This window comes from Pseudomonas sp. CGJS7, from assembly GCF_036961695.1.
The window spans coordinates 88,226-104,742 of the sequence record NZ_JBAMDI010000009.1 but is presented as its reverse complement, the minus strand read 5'-3'; the positions used below and the strand labels follow the sequence as shown (position 1 = coordinate 104,742).

Below are 16,517 nucleotides of genomic sequence, written 5' to 3'. Positions count from 1 at the left end.
TAGTCGCAGGATGGGCGGCGCGGCCAGCGCGGGGCGTCATCGCGCGCGTTCGCGGCGCGGCGAATGAACAGGCGTTCGGGCCAGGCGCGTTGCCTCAACACCAGCGCGAACGCGCCTGCCGGCTCGCTCGCGGCTAGCCCGGTCGTCGCCCGCGCGCGACGCATCCACGCGCACTGCGCGAAGGTTCACCACATTGCCGCCGACGCGGCCGCTGGATCGATCAAGGCTTTTTCGGCGCCGCGATATCGGCCTTGGGCCGCTTCCCCGATCCGATCACCGCCTCGGCGCGCAGCTCGAAACTGGCGTTCTTGGAGAACAGCGCGGGCGTGGCCACCGCGGTCCACGCCGGGTAGTGGTCCTTGAAGAATTCGCGATGCACCTTCAGCACCACCTCCGCCCGCTTGCGGAATTCGTCGTGATCGCGGGCGACATGGAAGCTCTGCAACTCCACCACGTCCTCCAGCTCCGCGCCGGCGCTGCGCAGATGCGCCTGCAGTTCGCGGAACAGCGCGCGCGCCTTGGCCTCGTCGTCGGCGCCTTCCAGCGCCGGAATGCCCGAGACGATCACCCGGTCGCCGATCTTGACCACCGGCGAGTAATGAAGCTCGTGATAGGAGCTTTCCCAACCCGGCGGCGCGTAATGCTCGCGGGTCGGCGCGGCGGCGCCCTCGGCGCGGGCCGCGCCGATGACGAACCACAGCGGCAGCGCCAACACCATCGGCGCGAACAGCGGATGCAGAGCGGACAGGCGCATGGCGGTACTCGCTGAGGACAGAGCGTCCATTGCACGCTAACGCCGGGCGCCGGTCATTGCCCGCAATCGCGGTTTCGCGCAGTGCCGCGCGACGCCGGCCTCGGCCGCGATGCCCCGACGGCGGACGCCGCCGGGGCCCGGACTCACCCGGCCCCGGGCGCCGAACGCCGATCAGTAATCGCCGGGATTCTCGCTGTAGCGCACCGGCACCGTGATCGTCGCGGTGCCGCCCGACAACAGATCCACGGTCAAACTGACCGAACTGCCGCCGGCGTCGCCGCCGGTCCCGGCGCTGCAAGCCGAGCCGGCGCTGGCGCTGCAGCTCCACGGGCCGGTCAATGTCACCCCGTTCGGCAAGGGGTCGGTCACCTGCGCGGCGACCACCGCATCGGGCCCGTTGTTGCGCACGGTGATGACGTAATTGCGCGTAGTCCCGGGGGTGTAACTGGTCTGGCCGCCGTCGTCCTTGTTGATCTGCAGGCTGCTCAGACTGGCGCGGTTGCGGATGGTGCAGGTCAGATCGTTGCCCGGGTTGAGGGTCAGGCTCCAGTCGACCGGCCCGCTGCCGGTGGCCGCGCCGGGCGCGGGCACGGCGCCGCCGCTGCCGGGGTTGGCGATGCAGGCCAGCGATTTTTGATAGCGCGCGAACGGCGTGGTGCCGGCGCTGAGCGCATCGCGCAAGGTGTAGGCCACGCCCGAATTGAGCGCGATCGCCCCGGTGGTGGCGCTGGTGGCGGTGCCGCTGGTGCTGGCGCTGCCGAGCGAGGTGGTGCCTTGCAGCAGGCTGACGGTGAACTGATCGGCGGCATTGGCGCGCGCATCGACCTGTTTGGTCACGGTGACGCGCGCGTTGGCCAGGGTCAGCACGTGATCCTCGACCTCGCCGTCGTTGGCGGTGCCGGTCGGCGTGGCGATCTGCGCGGCGTTGCTGGCGATGCGCACGCGCATGTAGCTCAAGCCCGGTTGCACCCCGGCCGGCACCGTCCAATTGAGGCTGACGGTGGTGGTGCCGGTGCAGGTCGGACTGTTGCTGGACTGCTCGCCGGTGTCGTTGAAATCGCCGTCGCGATTGAAGTCGATCCAGCCGCGCACCGTGCCCGGCCCGGTGCAGGCGATCGCCGGCGAGGTGTAGGTCTGCCCGGGCAAGGCGACCACCGTCCCCAGCGGCGCGGCGAAGGCGTCTTCGTCGTCCGGCGTGCCGGTCAGATCGTCGCCGTCGGCGTTGACCGAGTACTGCGGGTTGGCCTCCGAATCCAGCGCCGTGCCCAGGCGCGTGCTCGGCGGCACCAGGCTGGCCAGGGTGAAGCTGTTGGCGTTGATGTCGGTGGTGGTGCCCGGCGTCAGCGTGCCGCCGCTCCAGGTGAACTGCGAAAGATGCACCGGGTCGCCGTAACTGGCCGGCGCGTCGCCGCGTTCGGTGGATTCGACGATGAACACGCCCAGCGCCACCGCCGAGCCGCCGCCGCCGCGGAACTGCACCTGCGCGCTGGTCGCGTTCTCCATGAACGCCACGCCCATCGGGCCGCTGGCGCAGAACGGGGCGGCGCCGAAACGCAAGGTGCTGGAACCGGTGTTGTTGGTCAGCGTGGTCGGCGTGCCGCTGGTGCAGGCGGTATTGCGGAAGCGGTCGATGATCCGCCAGTTGGTGCTCAGGCCGCCGTTGGTGGTGGGAATCGTCGCTTGCAGATACTCGCTGCCCGAGGACTGCTCGGCGTCGGCCACGACCAGGCCATCGAGCTGATACGCGGGCGGATTGGGCTGCCCGGGCGCGCCGATGGTGGCCGAACAGGCGAAGTTGAAGTCCACCGTGGTCCCGTCCACGCGATTGCGCAAACCGATGTCCATGGTGTTGGAGGTGCCGGTGCCGCCGATGTTGTACAGATCGTCCAGGCCGTCACCGCTCCACCCACCCGGCCGGTAGATGCGCAACGACGGCGAGGCGCCGCCGCTGATGTTGCTGAGCGAGCAGGTCACCCGCAGCTCCTGGCCCGACACAGTGAAGGTGTTGGTGACCGAGGTGCCGCTCTGCGGAATGTTGTTGGGTTGAGTACCCCAGTCGAACCACAGAATATTGGGCCGGAATCGGCCGGAACCGCCGGTAGCGAACTGCGCCTGCGCCGATTGCGGCAACAACGTCGCCGCCGCGGCCAGGGCCATCAACGCGAGCGGAGCGAAACCGGCGCAGCGGCGGCGCGAAGCGGACAGGGCGGCGATGGCGGACATGGCGAATCTCGGTTCGGTAGGACGGCGCTGCGTGCGCGCATGCGGGCCAGGCCCGTGGGGGCCGGCTGCAAATGCACTAAAAGCGTGTTGGATCCTATCCGAAGGTATGCAAAGGCCGGATTCACACGGCCGTCCGCCTCAGGCCGCCACGACCCGCGCCCGCAACAGCAAATCCAACGCCAAGCCGGCGAAAATCGTCAGCCCCACCCAGTGGTTGTGCAGAAACGCGCGGAAGCACGGCTCGCGCTCGCGATGGCGGGCGATGACGAACTCGTACACCACCAACGCCGCGGCCACCGCCAACCCGGCGTAATACCAGACACCGAGCGAGGCGTGCACGCCGACCAGGTACAAGGTCGCGAACATCAACGCATACAGCACGCCGATCGCCACCAGATCCAACTCGCCGAACAGGATCGCGGTCGACTTGGAGCCCATCTTCAGATCGTCCTCGCGATCGACCATGGCGTACCAGGTGTCGTAGGCGGTCGACCACAGAATATTGGCCGCATACAACAGCCAGCCCAACGCCGGCACCTCGCCGCGCACCGCCGCGAACGCCATCGGGATGCCCCAGCCGAAGGCCATGCCCAGATACACCTGCGGCAGATAGGTATAGCGCTTGAGATACGGATAACTCGCCGCCAGCACCACCCCGACGATGCTCATCAGCACGGTCAGCCGATTCATCGTCAGCACCAGCGCGAACGCCGCCAACATCAACGCCGCGAACACCAGCAAGGCCTCGCGCCCGCGTACCTCGCCGGTCGCCAGCGGACGATGGCGGGTGCGCTCGACATGCGGATCGAGCCAGCGATCGGCGTAATCGTTGATCACGCAGCCCGCCGCCCGGGTCAGCCACACCCCGGCGCTGAACACGAACCACGTCCACAGCGGCGGCACGCCCTCGGCGGCGATCCACAGCCCCCACCAGGTCGGCCACATCAGCAACAGCCACCCGATCGGCCGGTCGCCGCGGGTCAGCTTCCAATACAGAGACAACCGCCGCCGCCAATCCGGCGCGGGCAGGGGGGAATGAGCGTGTTCCATAGACGCATAGAGTACCGCGCGGGCGCGGCGCGGCCTCGCCCCGGAAGCCGCCGGGCCTTACCCCGCTTGGCTTCTGGGCCTTTCGGGCGGCCCAGGCGACGGCCTCTCCCGGCTCTTGGCGCCCGTCGGCAACACAGAGTCACCCAAACCGCCGGTTTCCGTTAGAATGCACGGCCGCACGACACCCTCGTGCGCACCGACAACGCGCCTGTAGCTCAGCCGGATAGAGTAGTGGCTTCCGAAGCCATTGGTCGGGGGTTCGAATCCCTCCAGGCGCGCCAGCTTCTAGCGGAAAACTCTCTCCGCTGTCCGCACGCCCCTCTGCAAGCCCCGTTACTGGCGGGCCTTTGCGAGGGGCGTTTGGTTTTGGCTCTCGGTAAAAATGGACGAATCCACCAACTTCCCTCTCTCTCCACCCCGTTTTTCTCCAGTCGGTTGGTCCTGAGACCAAACGCTCGTGTGCGCAAAGCGCCAAAAACAAGGTGGATTTGCGAGCACTCCAAAACGCGGTTGGATTCGGACATTGCCCGGCCTTGGCGATTCCAACCCCTACCCCTGCCCTCGCACCAGCCCGTACTCCAGCGCCAATCGTGTCAACGCGGCCTCGCCGCGCACCTCCAACTTGGCCAGCAGCCGTGCCCGCAACGTCCGCACCGTCGAGCCGGCGATATTCAGCGCTTCCGCGATCTCGTAGTTGCGCTTACCCTGAATCATCAGCATCGCGATCTCCAGTTCTCGCCCGCTCAGCCGCTCGAAGGGCGAGGATTCAAATAGGAGATGACCGCCCAAGGCATCGTCCAGAAAGCGCCGGCCCTGCGCGACCTCGCGCACGGCCCGCACCACCACCGCGCCATCGCGAGCCTTGGATACGTAACCCAGGGCACCGGCCCCTAGTAGCCTGCGCGGCACGGGTCCACCGTCGACCATCGACACCATCAGGATCTTCATCGCCGGGTCGTGCTTCAGCAATTGCCGGATCAGTTCGAGCCCGCTGCCATCTGGAAGCTGGTAGTCGCATAGGACAACGTCAGGGACAGCATCAGGAATCGCGTTTATCGCGCCGCTCGCTGTGGCGGCTTCGCCAATCACTCGAATATCCGCTTGCGCTTCTAGCAGCCAGCGCAGCCCCACCCGCACCAACGGGTGATCGTCCACAACAAACACTCGAATCATCGACTCCCTCGACCACCTCGTCCTGGGAGGCGACTTAGCCGAGTTCATCTCGCCATTTGCAACACAATCATTTCGAAAGTGCGCGCCGCCGATGCAAATGTGGCCGTAGAGCGACAATGTGTGGACACCCGCTTATGTGCGCGTAGACAAATGTCCACGACGAATCAGGGAAATCCTACAGATATGGGCTGAGCGCACTGATACCTTCGTATCGGCCTTCACCTCCTCGAGCATGTTTCGTGAGACCCCTTTCAAGCCGCGCGGTAATTTACGACCCGTCACAGCGCGCGCACCTACACCGCCTTACATGAACGGGATTAACTGAACGAAAGCACAGATAAGCGTCGACGCATCTTGAGCCTATGGGATGCCTACCGCGCCATTGGGCATCCAACACCCCGGATGTCGCATCAGAAGCGACGTTCTTTCGCTATAAAGAGCGAGCTAAGGAGCAATGCAAATGGACTTGCCACTAATCGCATCAGCGCCGCCCGTGAAATTCCGGGACTGGCTGAACACAGATCTCCACCCGACTCTCATCTCGTTGTTCCGGGAGCGCCACCGTCGGCCTTCGACGCATTCATCCGCCGTGGATAGCTCCAGCTACTAGTCACGGCTCCTAGATTTCTTCTCATCGTCTTGCCGCCAAACCATCGGTGGCTATTCGTCCTCACGAGCAAGCACCAAATGAACACCCTGAAGGAGACTTCATGAAAACGAAAGGATTTGCGCTCGCACTTAGTCTTTGCGCGGCCTGGTCCAGCCCGTCTCTGGCAGACGTCGTGCCATGGAAATGGAATCTGACCGTCTACGACTCATCGAACAATGTCTTGGAAGCGAAAGAGTTCACCAGCCGAGGCGCGGCCGAGCAATACCTTTGGGCGTCGTCTCCCACGAACGACACGTTGCGCGAGGTTTCCTACATCGGAGAGACGGATCGCGCGGAATACAAGTACAAAGGAAGCCGCTTTCAGACATATCCGGGAGACCACCAGTACCAAGTCTCTGTACTGAAGAAGAACGAAATCGGCCAATGGGAACGCGGTTGGGCGTGGTTTAGGACCGAGGCTGAGGCTGAGGTCGCTTACAAGCACTACCTCACGTTCTGGTGGGGGGAATACAACTATGCATGCGCGCCCATCATAGAACTGGGGGCATGGGATGCGATGGGAGATGATCCGTACGACTCCCAAAGAAGAAGCAACAAAATCACTGCGTTCGAGCGTAATGATAAGGAATGCAGGCTAGACAGAGCGACGGTCTTCAGCGACGCGGAATTCTCAAAGCAGCGCATCACCAATCACGACAATGTCGAGAACCGGGACGGCCTCTTTTTCAAGGACCCGCCCCTTTTTGTCGGCCTACCCCAGAGCATAGAGGTCGATCGCAGCGGCCCTCCCAACAGCGATGGCAACTTCAGCCATCTTCAATGGTCCGTTCGAAGCCTGCGCACCGCAAAGCTGATCGGACAGCCCAATCACTGCGGCCCGCTCAAGGGCAACCCTTGCGACATAACCCGCGGCTCCAAACATGAAACCGCGACCGACGCGGCTGGGCACGGCCCGCTAGGCCTTACTCGCACGTACAACTCGACCGACTCGGGCGGCAGCTACGGACTCGGTTGGCGAGGGCCGTATGAATACTTACTGATGAGGTCCGAAGACGGCTACGACTACGTCCTGACCACGCCCGACGGAAAGCAAACCAATCTGACCGTATCCGCTGGCCGTGACGGTGGCACGCAGATGTATCGCAGCCGGGACAATCGCTCCGCAGGTATGAGGCTGTATTACACCCCGGGCGGGGCACGAATGATCCGCGTCGAGTTTCCAGGCCTGTCGATCGACTTCCGTCCACCGACTCCGAAGAACACCGCCAAGCCCGTTCAGATCACCTACAACGGCAGCGAGACCGTTGCTCTACGCTACGACCATTTGGACCGCCTCGAGCGTGCGGAGCACCGAGGCCGCGCTATCCAATACGTCTACGAGTACACCGATCTTAAACGCACGCACAAGGTCTCGGCCGCCGTTATGCCGGACGGGCGCCTCATCACGTATCAGCACTCGACCGACGGCTTGCTGGAGCGCGTCGCCGACGACAGCGGCGAACTGTTCAAGTATGGCTACAAAGCCGGCACCACCCTGCTGACCTCCATCCTGGAGAGCGGAGATCACCTGCGCGAATACCGCTACGATGACTTCAGCCGGCTGATTGGCTCGGTAAACGGCCCCGTCGAACACGGCTACGCGTACACGCCGACCCAGACCACGGTGACCTTCCCGGGCGGTAGAACAGAGGTCACTAACTTCGAATCGACCACGCGTCGTCGACCGGTACGCGAGGAGACCATTGGCGGCCTGACCACTACCACGACCTATACGGACTACGACGATACCGTTACCGAGTCCAACAACGCGGGTCTAACCGTCGTCACAAAGTATGGCGATACCTCTTCCACGGTGCAGACCTCCCTCAACAACGTGCTGGAGCGCACAGCCATCACCACGTTCGATGCTGGAACCTCACGGCCCAAACGGGAAGAAGTGAAGGACGCCTCCGGCACGCTGGTGCAGCAGACTGACTTTACATACAACAGTCGGCAGCAATTGTTGACGGTAACCCGCAAGGACCCGAAAACCTCCGAGCAACGGGTGGCCACACTCAACTACTGCGAGGACAGCGATCTGTCCGCTCCGGGCACGGCCTGCGCCACGGTCGGTGCGGTGAAGTCCAGCGACGGTCCGCGCACCGACGTCAATGATGTTACGACCTTCGGGTATTACACCAGCGACGCATCGACATGCTCGGTTCCGGACGGCGCATGCCCTTACCGTAAAGGTGACCTACGCCAGCGTGTCGATGCACTGGGCGGTACCACCGAGATACTGAACTACAGCCCCTTCGGGACGCCCCTTTCGGTGCGGGACGCCAACGGGGTCGTGACCGACTATGAATATCACCCGCGCGGCTGGCTGACCGCGAGCAAGGTGCGTGGCGACGACAATGCCGTGGAGACCGACGACCGCATCACCCGGGTCGAGCACTGGCCGACGGGCTTGGTGAAGAAGATCACCCTACCGGGCAACGTGTCCACCAGCTTTGTCTACGACGCCGCCGAACGTCTGACCAAGATCACGGACAACGCCGGCAATACGCTCAGCTACACGCTGGACGAAGCCGGCAACCCCAAGCAGGAGGACATCAAGACCGCGAATGGGACGCTCAAGCGCACGCTGTCGCGGGTGTTCAATACCTTGGGGCAAATGGAAGCGGTCAAGGACGCCTCGCAGAACCCCACCGGCTTCCGCTACGACAAGAGCGGCAATCCCGACCGCGTGACCGACGCGCTGCTGCGCAAGACCGATCGCGCCTATGACCCGCTCAATCGCCTGAGGACCGTATTGCAGGATGCCGAGGGGCTGAAAGCCGAGACCAATCTGGAGTACAACGCCTTCGACCAGATCACCAAGGTCAAGGACCCCAAGCGGCTCGACACCGTATACCACTACAACGGGTTCGGCGAACTCACCAAGCTGACCAGCCCGGACACCGGTGTCACCGATTACACCTACAGCGTCGGCTTGCTGGCAACCAAGAAGGACGCCAACGACCCCGCCGCGCATCGCTACACGTATGACGCACTCAGCCGGCCGAAGGCGATCTTCTACACCGCCACCGGCCCGGTCGATGTCGAATACGACTACGACACCGTCAACGCCGAATGCGTGGCGGGCGAAACCTTCGCCGTGGGTCGCGTGACCGCCATGCGAGCGGACGGCACTGAGCTGAAGTACTGCTACGACCGTTTCGGTCAAATCGTGCGCAAGCTGCAGATCGTCGCAGGCAAGAGCTTCCTGCTGCGCTATGGCTACACCGTCGCCGGTGATCTGCGGACGATGACCTATCCCAACGGCACGGTTGTCGATTACGTCCGCGATACCCAGCGGAAGATCAGGGAGATCGGAATCAAGCCACCGGGCTTGGGCCGCACGGTGCTGTTGAACAACGCTACTTACGAACCGTTCGGACCGGTGACCGGCTGGACTTACGGCAACGGCCGCGCCCTGAGCCGCAGCTACGACTTAGACTACCGCCCGAAGACCGTGTTCGACCCGGCCACTGGCGGCCTGTCATTGGGTTACGGCTACAACACCGTGGGCGAGCTAGTCGAACTGAAGAACGGTCAGAACACCGCGACCCAAGCCAAGTACGACTACGATACGCTGGGCCGCCTGACGGTCACCCGCGACGGCCCGAGCAATACCGCGCTGGAAACTTACGGCTACGATACGACGGGCAACCGCACCAGCCTGCTGCGTACCGGGATCACCGATAACTACAACTACGCAAGCAACAGCCATCGATTGAACGGCATTGGTCCGGTCAGCCGGGGCTACGACGCGGTCGGCAATACCACCAACATCGGCGGCACCGCGAAAGAGTTCGTTTACAACGCCAACGACCGGATGAAGCAGGTCAAGCTGGGCGGTGCAGTCAAGATGGGCTACCGCTACAACGCCCTCGGTGAACGTGTGGCCGCAATCAACACCGACACCGGCCCGATCACGATTTACACACTGTACGACGAAGTTGGCCAGTGGGTCGGTGACTACGACAGTACCGGCGCTGCGATCCAGCAGGCGATCTGGCTGAGCGGTGCGCCGGTGGGTCTGTTAGTCGGTGCTGGGACGAATCCGTCAACGATGTACGTGCAGCCGGATCACCTCGGCACACCGCGCTCGGTTATCGATCCGACGCGTAACGTTGCGATCTGGACCTGGGACGCCAAGAGTGAGGTGTTTGGCAGCACGCCGCCGAATCAAGATGCTGACTTGGACGGTACTCCGTTTGTGTTCAACATGCGCTTCCCGGGGCAACGTTACGACCCTAACACCGGACTGAGCTATAACTATTTCCGCGACTACGATCCTGCGACCGGCCGCTATGTCCAAAGCGATCCCATTGGATTATATGGCGGCATAAGCACTTTCGCTTACGTAGCCGGCAGCCCAAATCGAAATGCAGACAAATATGGTCTACAGGCCCCACCCGAAGAGGGGAATTTTTGGGTAGGTGCCGGCAAGGCATTGCATGATGCAATTGCACCAGTAGCACATGCCATTGTGGATCCCTACGGAACAAATATCGATCCGAGCTGCGATTATTTGGGCCCTGGCCGAGGCCTTGTAGAGCAGGGAGGTTACAAATTTGGTAGTGCGCTAATTATTGCTGAAACTGCGCGAAGTGCAGGCAGTATGGCAGGCGGCCTAGCGCCAAAACCGGTCACCCAACCTTCGCTAGCTGCTAGGGTTGCAGAAGTCCATGCTGGCTTGGACCCAATCGCAGCTAATATGCGAACTACCGCTGGGCTGGAAACTACCGAAGGAGTTACTATCTTCGGCGGTGGTGCCCGAGACCTCACTCCTGCCCAACGCGCCCTGCTGGGTCCGGGAGAGGTAGCAGCTAAGCTGCCAGGAGCTCATGCCGAAGTGACGAATATTATGCATGCGCTGAACAACGGTCTAACTCCGAAGGCCCTAGAGGTATCTCGTCCTATGTGCCCCCTTTGCCAGCGAGAAGTCGTTAATTCCGGCGGAACAATCGTCAGCCCAACAAGAGCCGAGTGGTAAACATGTTCCAGTTCGATCTACTAACAACTGAACTTAACAAGATGAGTAGTATTCGCCGCAGCTTATTCGCCGTAATGACGGCAGAAAGGCTTACGCCCTTTTTTCGACATCACGCTGGCGCTAACCTTGCAGCCGTTGAAGTTGTTAACAAGGCATTGAATTTTGTTTGGCGAGGGATTTCACATCCCGCTCCTTCATCAAATGAAAATACGCAAGGCGTTGAACAAATTAATTTTGTTCAACGCGTTATCCCTGACGAAGACGACCCCGCTCACTTTTCAGCGCAAGCCGATGATGCTGCAGCCGCATTGATCTATGCGATAAGAAGTTTATCCAGCCAAGACCCGAGAGACGCGGCATGGGCAGCGCAAAGAGCCTACGACTCAGTTGATAATTTCATCAATCGCTTGCCTGACTCAACGGGATTCATACCATCCACTTACGTTGACAACCACCCTTTACTGGACGAAGAACTCTCTGTTCAGAAGGCTGATCTTGAGTACGCTTGGCAGGCAAATTTAGAGGATCTGCCATCGGCTCGGAGACGCTCCGTACAAGCGGGGGAAGTTTTTTTTTCGAGGCTTATTAAGACAATGGATGGCGACGGTTGACCAATTTGTGCCGTTGACTTATCGACTGGAAACTAGGCCCCGGCGACGGGGCCTTTCTTTTTTAATACGGCAACTACAGAAGTGTTCGCCGCCGCTCGTACAGAGGTCGGCCAAGCGAACGCGCCCTCACTCTGCCGAGCGCGTCAACCGTTTGACTGGCACCGATGCCGATGTGCATCAGCCTTGTTAGTTCATCCTGCAAGTCGATGACCATGTCAGCGAAGTCGCTCGCTCCGGCTGTCGGCTCGGTTGGGGCGTAGGCGGTTCGTCCACTCGATACGAACGCGACCTCGACGGGCCTGAACACCTCGCCCTCCTGCGTTTTCGCGTCTGCGGCCAGCGCGCGGCCCAGCATGATCCGCTTACGCGACGATGGGCGCGCCGTCTGCGTCCGTTCCTGTCGCTCCTCACGCCATCCGCAGATCCAGCCGATGTCGGCGCAGATCTTAAGCAGCTTGGTCTCCAGCGTGCCGCGCTCACCAGCCCTGGCGGCAGGTGAGCGCACTGCTCGCCGCTTCCGATTGCGCTTCGTGTTCTTCATTTCGCAGCTTGCCTTCGTGATCCGACGAACACGATGCTGTCAGGTCGGCAGGAGCTCAAGCGCTTTCGCGAAGCTGTGATGGTTGTGATGTTGGTGACGCTGTATTCCGACCCGACACTAAGCGAGAGAGCGAAGATAGGCGCCCACATCAAAAATGGCGGATACCTGAAGCCGGAAGAAGCCTCTTCTATCTGGAAAGTTATCGGGGCGCACATCTATCATCAGAGAGCCAAGCTATTGAAGCCTTACTGCACGGAGATGGACGGTGGGCATCGCACTACCACGTTGGGTTTGGATTGGAACCTGCGCACTCGCAGCCACGGCGGGCATGATCAACGCTGTAGGCTACCTAGGCTATGAGCACCAGGCCGTTACCCATTTAACTGGTACCACTACTCTGTTAGGTATGGCAATCGGCCAGGGACGAACAGCGATGGCTTTGGAACTGGCAGCACTCGCGCTAGCTTTCCTGGGCGGCGCCACCTTAAGTGGCCTGATCATCCAGAATGGCACCCTCAAGTTAGGCCGACGCTACGGCCTAGCCTTGGCGATCGAGTCCGCCATGCTGGCAGCAGCGGTGCCAATGCTCGAACGACAATGGTTGGCTGGAATATTTCTGGCAGCTGCCGCATGTGGTCTTCAGAACGGCATGGTCACCACCTATAGTGGTGCGATCATCCGCACCACTCATGTCACCGGTCTTTTTACTGACTTAGGGTTGGCGCTTGGCCATTGGATACGGGGCCTTCCAGTAGGAACCCGCCGAGCCTCTCTTTGCCTTCTCATCATTCTCAGCTTTCTCGCCGGTGGCATCGTCGGCGTTTGGCTTTTCCAAGCGTACTCCTACCGCGCTCTTTATGTTCCCGCAGTCCTGACCGGAAGTGCTGGCTTCAGCTATGCCGCCTATCGACAACTGCAGTTGCAGCGGCAGCGGTAGTCGAATCGGAGGGCCAAGCGTCCTTGCAGACTGGTGCGGTTGTGATGGTGGTGACGGTGTATCCCGACTTGGACGTACGAACGAAAAACGAGAGCAACGAGGCGAAGCCGCCGTTGTGATGGTCGTGACGGTTGTGATGGTGTATCCCGACCTTGAACTAAGCGCGAAAACGAGAGGCAGGCATCTAAGCGCAGTCGCGAGAATCTGGGCCAGCCTCATGCCGGCATGGCGAGCGTGCCTCTACCGCTAGTCGGCATGCTGATCGCGCTGCGCCATGAACGCGGCGCGATTGCTAGATCCACTCCAGAGCACCTCAGCTGCCCCCTCAGCTACGGGCTGCCCCGTCTTTTCCGAGCATGCCGATCACTGTGCGTCACCACCATGAGGCGGACGCAACAAGATTGAGGACTATCAAGTTCTGCAGCACCAAGATCGCTTTGACTTCTTTGGCTCAGTGCCCTTTTCTTCGCTAGCCTTCTTCGCAGAGGGAAGGTCTTTGAGCTCCTGAGGCATGACGATTACGCCTTCGTCATAGATCTTTGACCTGATGAGCGCGACAGCTTCGATCGCAGACTGAATCGAACCTTCGGATAAGTCCGAAGGAGACGGAAGCAAGTCGTATATTGGCTTGCCGGTCAGTCCAAAGACCCTTACGCTTAGGTTGCCTTTAGTCTGCCCAAGCTTCGCGGCCATCCCCATTGCAAACAAACTGCTGATGTCGACATTCGCCGTCAACGTCGTTAAGCGAGCCTCGATTCGAATCAGAAACCCGAGTTTCTTTAAGTCGGAACCCGCACTGTAGAACTTATAGGATCTATGATCTTTCTGAATAACAAGATCCTGCCCTTTTCCGCTGAGCAACTCCTGCATAAAGGACACTGACGTCTCATCGTTAATCCTTATGTAGTTGAACTCAACCTCATGATTCGCTAGATCATTCAGTATCGCGAGCTTTTTTTCTTTTGCGGTGTCGGCGCCGCAAGTCACGCTCTTATTTGCCAACACTGGAAACGCGATCTGCAGGACGGCGTCGGTAGCGGCTGTTGGCGTGGTGATACGCGCTATCTCGGCCTGAGCGTTCGGCGGTGTGTCGACCGGAGTAGTCGGAGTGTCGAGCTGCTGAGGTGCTACGACGACGTCTTGGGCGGGTGCTTGGTTGCAGAAAAACACAGTAAGGACTGTGGCTACGAACATGGCCTTCATGGCGTTTCCCCCAGCTTCCGTGAGCTTACTTGCGTAAAAACGCAGCGCCTCGGACAATCCGGCCAAGATGCTGGGAACATCGAAGTGGCAGCGATACTGCGCTAAGCAGACCTTGTTGTCCGGATTAAAATCCGTGCCATATGTCACGCATGAGGATGCTGTTTTCTCTTCCCTCTCCGCGGCGACACAGGCCGCACGTGCGGCGCGAGGCCGCCGCCAGACACATCCCATCTCGGCATGCCGCAGCGGCGTTGACGCACCTCACATTGCTCGGCCAGAAATCGCGGGTCCTTCCCGGGTGGCAGATGTGGCGGGGGGCCGAGCCGCGAAACCTCGCTAGCGTCAAAACCGCAAATTAGGTTTGCAGTTAAAAGGTTCGCACCTGCTGGATTGGCTTGCACTTACGAAGCGCTTCCCGCTGCCAGGAATCATTGCGGAAGCTCTTGCTCTGAATGCCTTGCGTCGCGGAGTTCCAACTCGTAAATCGGCCAATTGGCCGATTTAGCGCCACCGGCCACGACGATCCTGTCGGACACCTGTCTGCCTTCGAGAAGGTTCGCTCTTCTTCGCGTAATCCACTTGGATTCCTCGCGGAAGGAAGCGTTCATGCCGTCACCCAACGACGGCCACGGAGGCCTGCCATGCAACACAAGACGCAGCAACTGAAGGACTACCTCAACGGCATGAAGCGGAACAATCGCCTCGCGCTTGAGAAGCTCGACACCATCGGAAACTGGCCGGAACTGATTCGGCGCGAGGTCGAGCGCCGCGCCATCCACGCCATCGAAATCCTGCCCGATGATCTGATTATGGCCATCGCCAAGGGCGAGGTGAACATCCAGCGCGCCATCCGCGAAGTACTGGCTGACTAAGGAGAAGACCATGACGGACCTTACCGACAACCAGCGCGCTTTGATCCTGCTTGCCGTCGAGACCGAGGGGCGCGTCGACCGCTACCCCGAGAACCTGCAGGGTGGCGCGCGGACCAGCGTCATGCGCGGGCTGCTGCGCAACGAACTGGTGGAGCCGCACGACGCGGGCTACCGACTGACCGAGACGGGTTGGGCGGCCGCCGGATACGAACGGCCCGCCGACGCAACGCAGGACGCCGGCCATGCTGGCGGCGACAACGGGGATCATGTCAGCTACGCCACACCCCCGCCGACCGCTGCGCCCAAGCAGAACCGGCTGGATCTGGTCGTTGGCCTGCTCAGCCGCCCCGAGGGCGCGACCATCCCGCAGATTATGGCAGCGACGAACTGGCAGGCGCACTCGGTGCGTGGCTTTTTCGCCGGCACTGTCCGCAAGAAGGGTTATCCGCTGACCTCGACTAAGGAAGGAAAGGAAGAGCGGGTGTACCGCATCCAGACGGAGGCCACGCCAGCCGGCAACGCCACCGAGTGACCCCTTCGGCGGGCCGGGCTTAGCCCGGCTCGCTGTCATCGGCATTTGGTTCCGCTACGGAATCACGCTCTCTGCGCCGGTCACGCAGCGCCCTGTCGTGCGCGTCCTTCATTGCTTCATGGCGCGCCCGAGCCCGCATCACCAATGCCATAGCCGGGCCGACATAAACGCCATCGATCCAGTTGGCGGGGTTGGCCTCCGGCTCGTCTTCCAGGATTGCCCACCAATCGACCATGGCCAACTCCAAGAGCCTCTGGATAGGGCGCCGGCTTGCTGTCCGTTAGCTGTCCAGGAACGCGGCTGGCGTCAGAACGGCCGGCACTTTTCTTGATTCTATAGAAGAAGGAAGCGTTCATGCGGTCCCGACCACGGAATCCCGCCATGCGCACCGACCTCCTGCTCGCTGACCTTCCGCCCGTGCTGCTCGCCTTCGTCGAGGACCAGCTGAGCAACAACGAAGCGTCCGACGACGCCGAACTCCGCGCCGTCTTCGTCGCCGCCGGCCTGTCCGCCGCGCAGGCCGATGCCGCCCTAAAGTTACGCAACGCTTACCTGCTCGGCTGCTGACGCCGCGCCGGGGCCGACGCCCAGATAGCTCCGGCAGCGAAGTGCTGCCGGGGCGGGCGACCTTCTGTTTTCGGTCGTAGTTGCAGGTCGGGATACACCATCACAACCGTCACGACCATCACTGCATCGGCCGGCGGCCCGTGGTTCTCGTTTTCGTCCTTAGTCGCAGGTCCGGATGCACCATCACGAGCGTCACGACCATCACACCGGTCTTGCCCGTCCCTTGGTATTGCGTTTTTTGTCGTAGCCTTGGGTTACCAAATGCGCTATCAAACTTTCCGTTCCGCACCAATCGGTGATGGTCGTGATGGTGGTGATGTTGTATCTGGACCTGCGTTTAGCTGCGAAGAACGAAAAATCGATAGCCCATTCGGGCTTGTACCAGAAGGTCATCGTCACCATCGTCACGAGTCCCCCACCG

The 16,517-nt window shown here is 61.4% G+C and carries 14 protein-coding genes and 1 tRNA gene; 7 read left to right on the top strand and 8 right to left on the bottom strand.

Annotated features, from left to right (window positions below; genetic code table 11):
- Positions 1-220: 220 nt before the first annotated feature.
- The 3 genes from V7787_RS08440 to ubiA all read right to left on the bottom strand — a co-directional run bounded on the left by V7787_RS08440 (position 221) and on the right by ubiA (position 3,979).
- Complete coding sequence (locus V7787_RS08440) at positions 221-754, bottom strand: Rid family hydrolase (protein WP_336087166.1); 534 nt, start codon at positions 752-754, stop codon at positions 221-223.
- Between the two features lie 171 nt (positions 755-925).
- Positions 926-2,977: a CshA/CshB family fibrillar adhesin-related protein gene (locus V7787_RS08435; protein WP_336087163.1), complete on the bottom strand. Its 2,052-nt coding sequence runs from the start codon at positions 2,975-2,977 to the stop codon at positions 926-928.
- Positions 2,978-3,115: 138 nt separating this feature from the next.
- Complete coding sequence (gene ubiA, locus V7787_RS08430) at positions 3,116-3,979, bottom strand: 4-hydroxybenzoate octaprenyltransferase (RefSeq protein ID WP_336087161.1); 864 nt, start codon at positions 3,977-3,979, stop codon at positions 3,116-3,118.
- 252 nt (positions 3,980-4,231) lie between these two features.
- On the opposite strand from ubiA, the gene V7787_RS08425 reads away from it, so the two are divergent.
- A tRNA-Arg gene (locus V7787_RS08425) sits at positions 4,232-4,308 on the top strand.
- 268 nt (positions 4,309-4,576) lie between these two features.
- Here the strand turns inward: V7787_RS08425 and V7787_RS08420 are convergent.
- Complete coding sequence (locus V7787_RS08420; RefSeq protein ID WP_336087159.1) at positions 4,577-5,200, bottom strand: response regulator transcription factor; 624 nt, start codon at positions 5,198-5,200, stop codon at positions 4,577-4,579.
- A 710-nt stretch (positions 5,201-5,910) separates the two neighbouring features.
- On the opposite strand from V7787_RS08420, the gene V7787_RS08415 reads away from it, so the two are divergent.
- Entirely contained in the window at positions 5,911-10,833 is a 4,923-nt protein-coding gene (locus V7787_RS08415) for an RHS repeat-associated core domain-containing protein (RefSeq protein ID WP_336087156.1), read from the top strand.
- Between the two features lie 2 nt (positions 10,834-10,835).
- A complete protein-coding gene (locus tag V7787_RS08410) occupies positions 10,836-11,444 on the top strand; it encodes a DUF416 family protein (protein ID WP_336087154.1) in 609 nt (202 codons plus the stop codon).
- Positions 11,445-11,517: 73 nt separating this feature from the next.
- On the opposite strand, the gene V7787_RS08405 is transcribed toward V7787_RS08410, so the two are convergent.
- On the bottom strand, positions 11,518-11,985 hold the full coding sequence (locus tag V7787_RS08405) for a hypothetical protein (RefSeq protein ID WP_336087152.1): 468 nt from the start codon (positions 11,983-11,985) through the stop codon (positions 11,518-11,520).
- A 265-nt stretch (positions 11,986-12,250) separates the two neighbouring features.
- On the opposite strand from V7787_RS08405, the gene V7787_RS08400 reads away from it, so the two are divergent.
- Positions 12,251-12,922: a YoaK family protein gene (locus V7787_RS08400; RefSeq protein ID WP_336087150.1), complete on the top strand. Its 672-nt coding sequence runs from the start codon at positions 12,251-12,253 to the stop codon at positions 12,920-12,922.
- Between the two features lie 411 nt (positions 12,923-13,333).
- Here the strand turns inward: V7787_RS08400 and V7787_RS08395 are convergent, their stop codons facing one another.
- Positions 13,334-14,272, bottom strand: coding sequence for a hypothetical protein (locus tag V7787_RS08395; protein ID WP_336087148.1), 939 nt, complete (start codon positions 14,270-14,272; stop codon positions 13,334-13,336).
- A gap of 494 nt (positions 14,273-14,766) precedes the next feature.
- On the opposite strand from V7787_RS08395, the gene V7787_RS08390 reads away from it, so the two are divergent.
- Positions 14,767-14,997, top strand: coding sequence for a hypothetical protein (locus V7787_RS08390; RefSeq protein ID WP_336087146.1), 231 nt, complete (start codon positions 14,767-14,769; stop codon positions 14,995-14,997).
- Between the two features lie 10 nt (positions 14,998-15,007).
- Positions 15,008-15,529, top strand: a complete 522-nt coding sequence (locus V7787_RS08385; protein ID WP_336087144.1) for a DUF3489 domain-containing protein — start codon at positions 15,008-15,010, stop codon at positions 15,527-15,529.
- 19 nt (positions 15,530-15,548) lie between these two features.
- Here V7787_RS08385 and V7787_RS08380 read toward each other — a convergent pair whose 3' ends face one another.
- Positions 15,549-15,764, bottom strand: a complete 216-nt coding sequence (locus tag V7787_RS08380) for a hypothetical protein (RefSeq protein WP_336087142.1) — start codon at positions 15,762-15,764, stop codon at positions 15,549-15,551.
- Between the two features lie 146 nt (positions 15,765-15,910).
- Between V7787_RS08380 and V7787_RS08375 the strand changes: the two genes are divergently transcribed.
- Complete coding sequence (locus tag V7787_RS08375; protein WP_336087139.1) at positions 15,911-16,096, top strand: hypothetical protein; 186 nt, start codon at positions 15,911-15,913, stop codon at positions 16,094-16,096.
- A 201-nt stretch (positions 16,097-16,297) separates the two neighbouring features.
- Here V7787_RS08375 and V7787_RS08370 read toward each other — a convergent pair whose 3' ends face one another.
- A complete protein-coding gene (locus V7787_RS08370; protein WP_336087138.1) occupies positions 16,298-16,489 on the bottom strand; it encodes a hypothetical protein in 192 nt (63 codons plus the stop codon).
- Positions 16,490-16,517: the final 28 nt, after the last annotated feature.

Coding starts and splice junctions, on each gene's coding strand:
- V7787_RS08410 (WP_336087154.1), top strand. CDS start 10,836: ATGTTCCAGTTCGATCTACTAACAACTGAACTTAACAAGATGAGTAGT.
- V7787_RS08420 (WP_336087159.1), bottom strand. CDS start 5,200: ATGATTCGAGTGTTTGTTGTGGACGATCACCCGTTGGTGCGGGTGGGG.
- V7787_RS08380 (WP_336087142.1), bottom strand. CDS start 15,764: ATGGTCGATTGGTGGGCAATCCTGGAAGACGAGCCGGAGGCCAACCCC.
- V7787_RS08390 (WP_336087146.1), top strand. CDS start 14,767: ATGCAACACAAGACGCAGCAACTGAAGGACTACCTCAACGGCATGAAG.
- V7787_RS08415 (WP_336087156.1), top strand. CDS start 5,911: ATGAAAACGAAAGGATTTGCGCTCGCACTTAGTCTTTGCGCGGCCTGG.
- V7787_RS08375 (WP_336087139.1), top strand. CDS start 15,911: ATGCGCACCGACCTCCTGCTCGCTGACCTTCCGCCCGTGCTGCTCGCC.
- V7787_RS08370 (WP_336087138.1), bottom strand. CDS start 16,489: ATGACCTTCTGGTACAAGCCCGAATGGGCTATCGATTTTTCGTTCTTC.
- V7787_RS08385 (WP_336087144.1), top strand. CDS start 15,008: ATGACGGACCTTACCGACAACCAGCGCGCTTTGATCCTGCTTGCCGTC.
- V7787_RS08405 (WP_336087152.1), bottom strand. CDS start 11,985: ATGAAGAACACGAAGCGCAATCGGAAGCGGCGAGCAGTGCGCTCACCT.
- V7787_RS08440 (WP_336087166.1), bottom strand. CDS start 754: ATGCGCCTGTCCGCTCTGCATCCGCTGTTCGCGCCGATGGTGTTGGCG.
- V7787_RS08435 (WP_336087163.1), bottom strand. CDS start 2,977: ATGTCCGCCATCGCCGCCCTGTCCGCTTCGCGCCGCCGCTGCGCCGGT.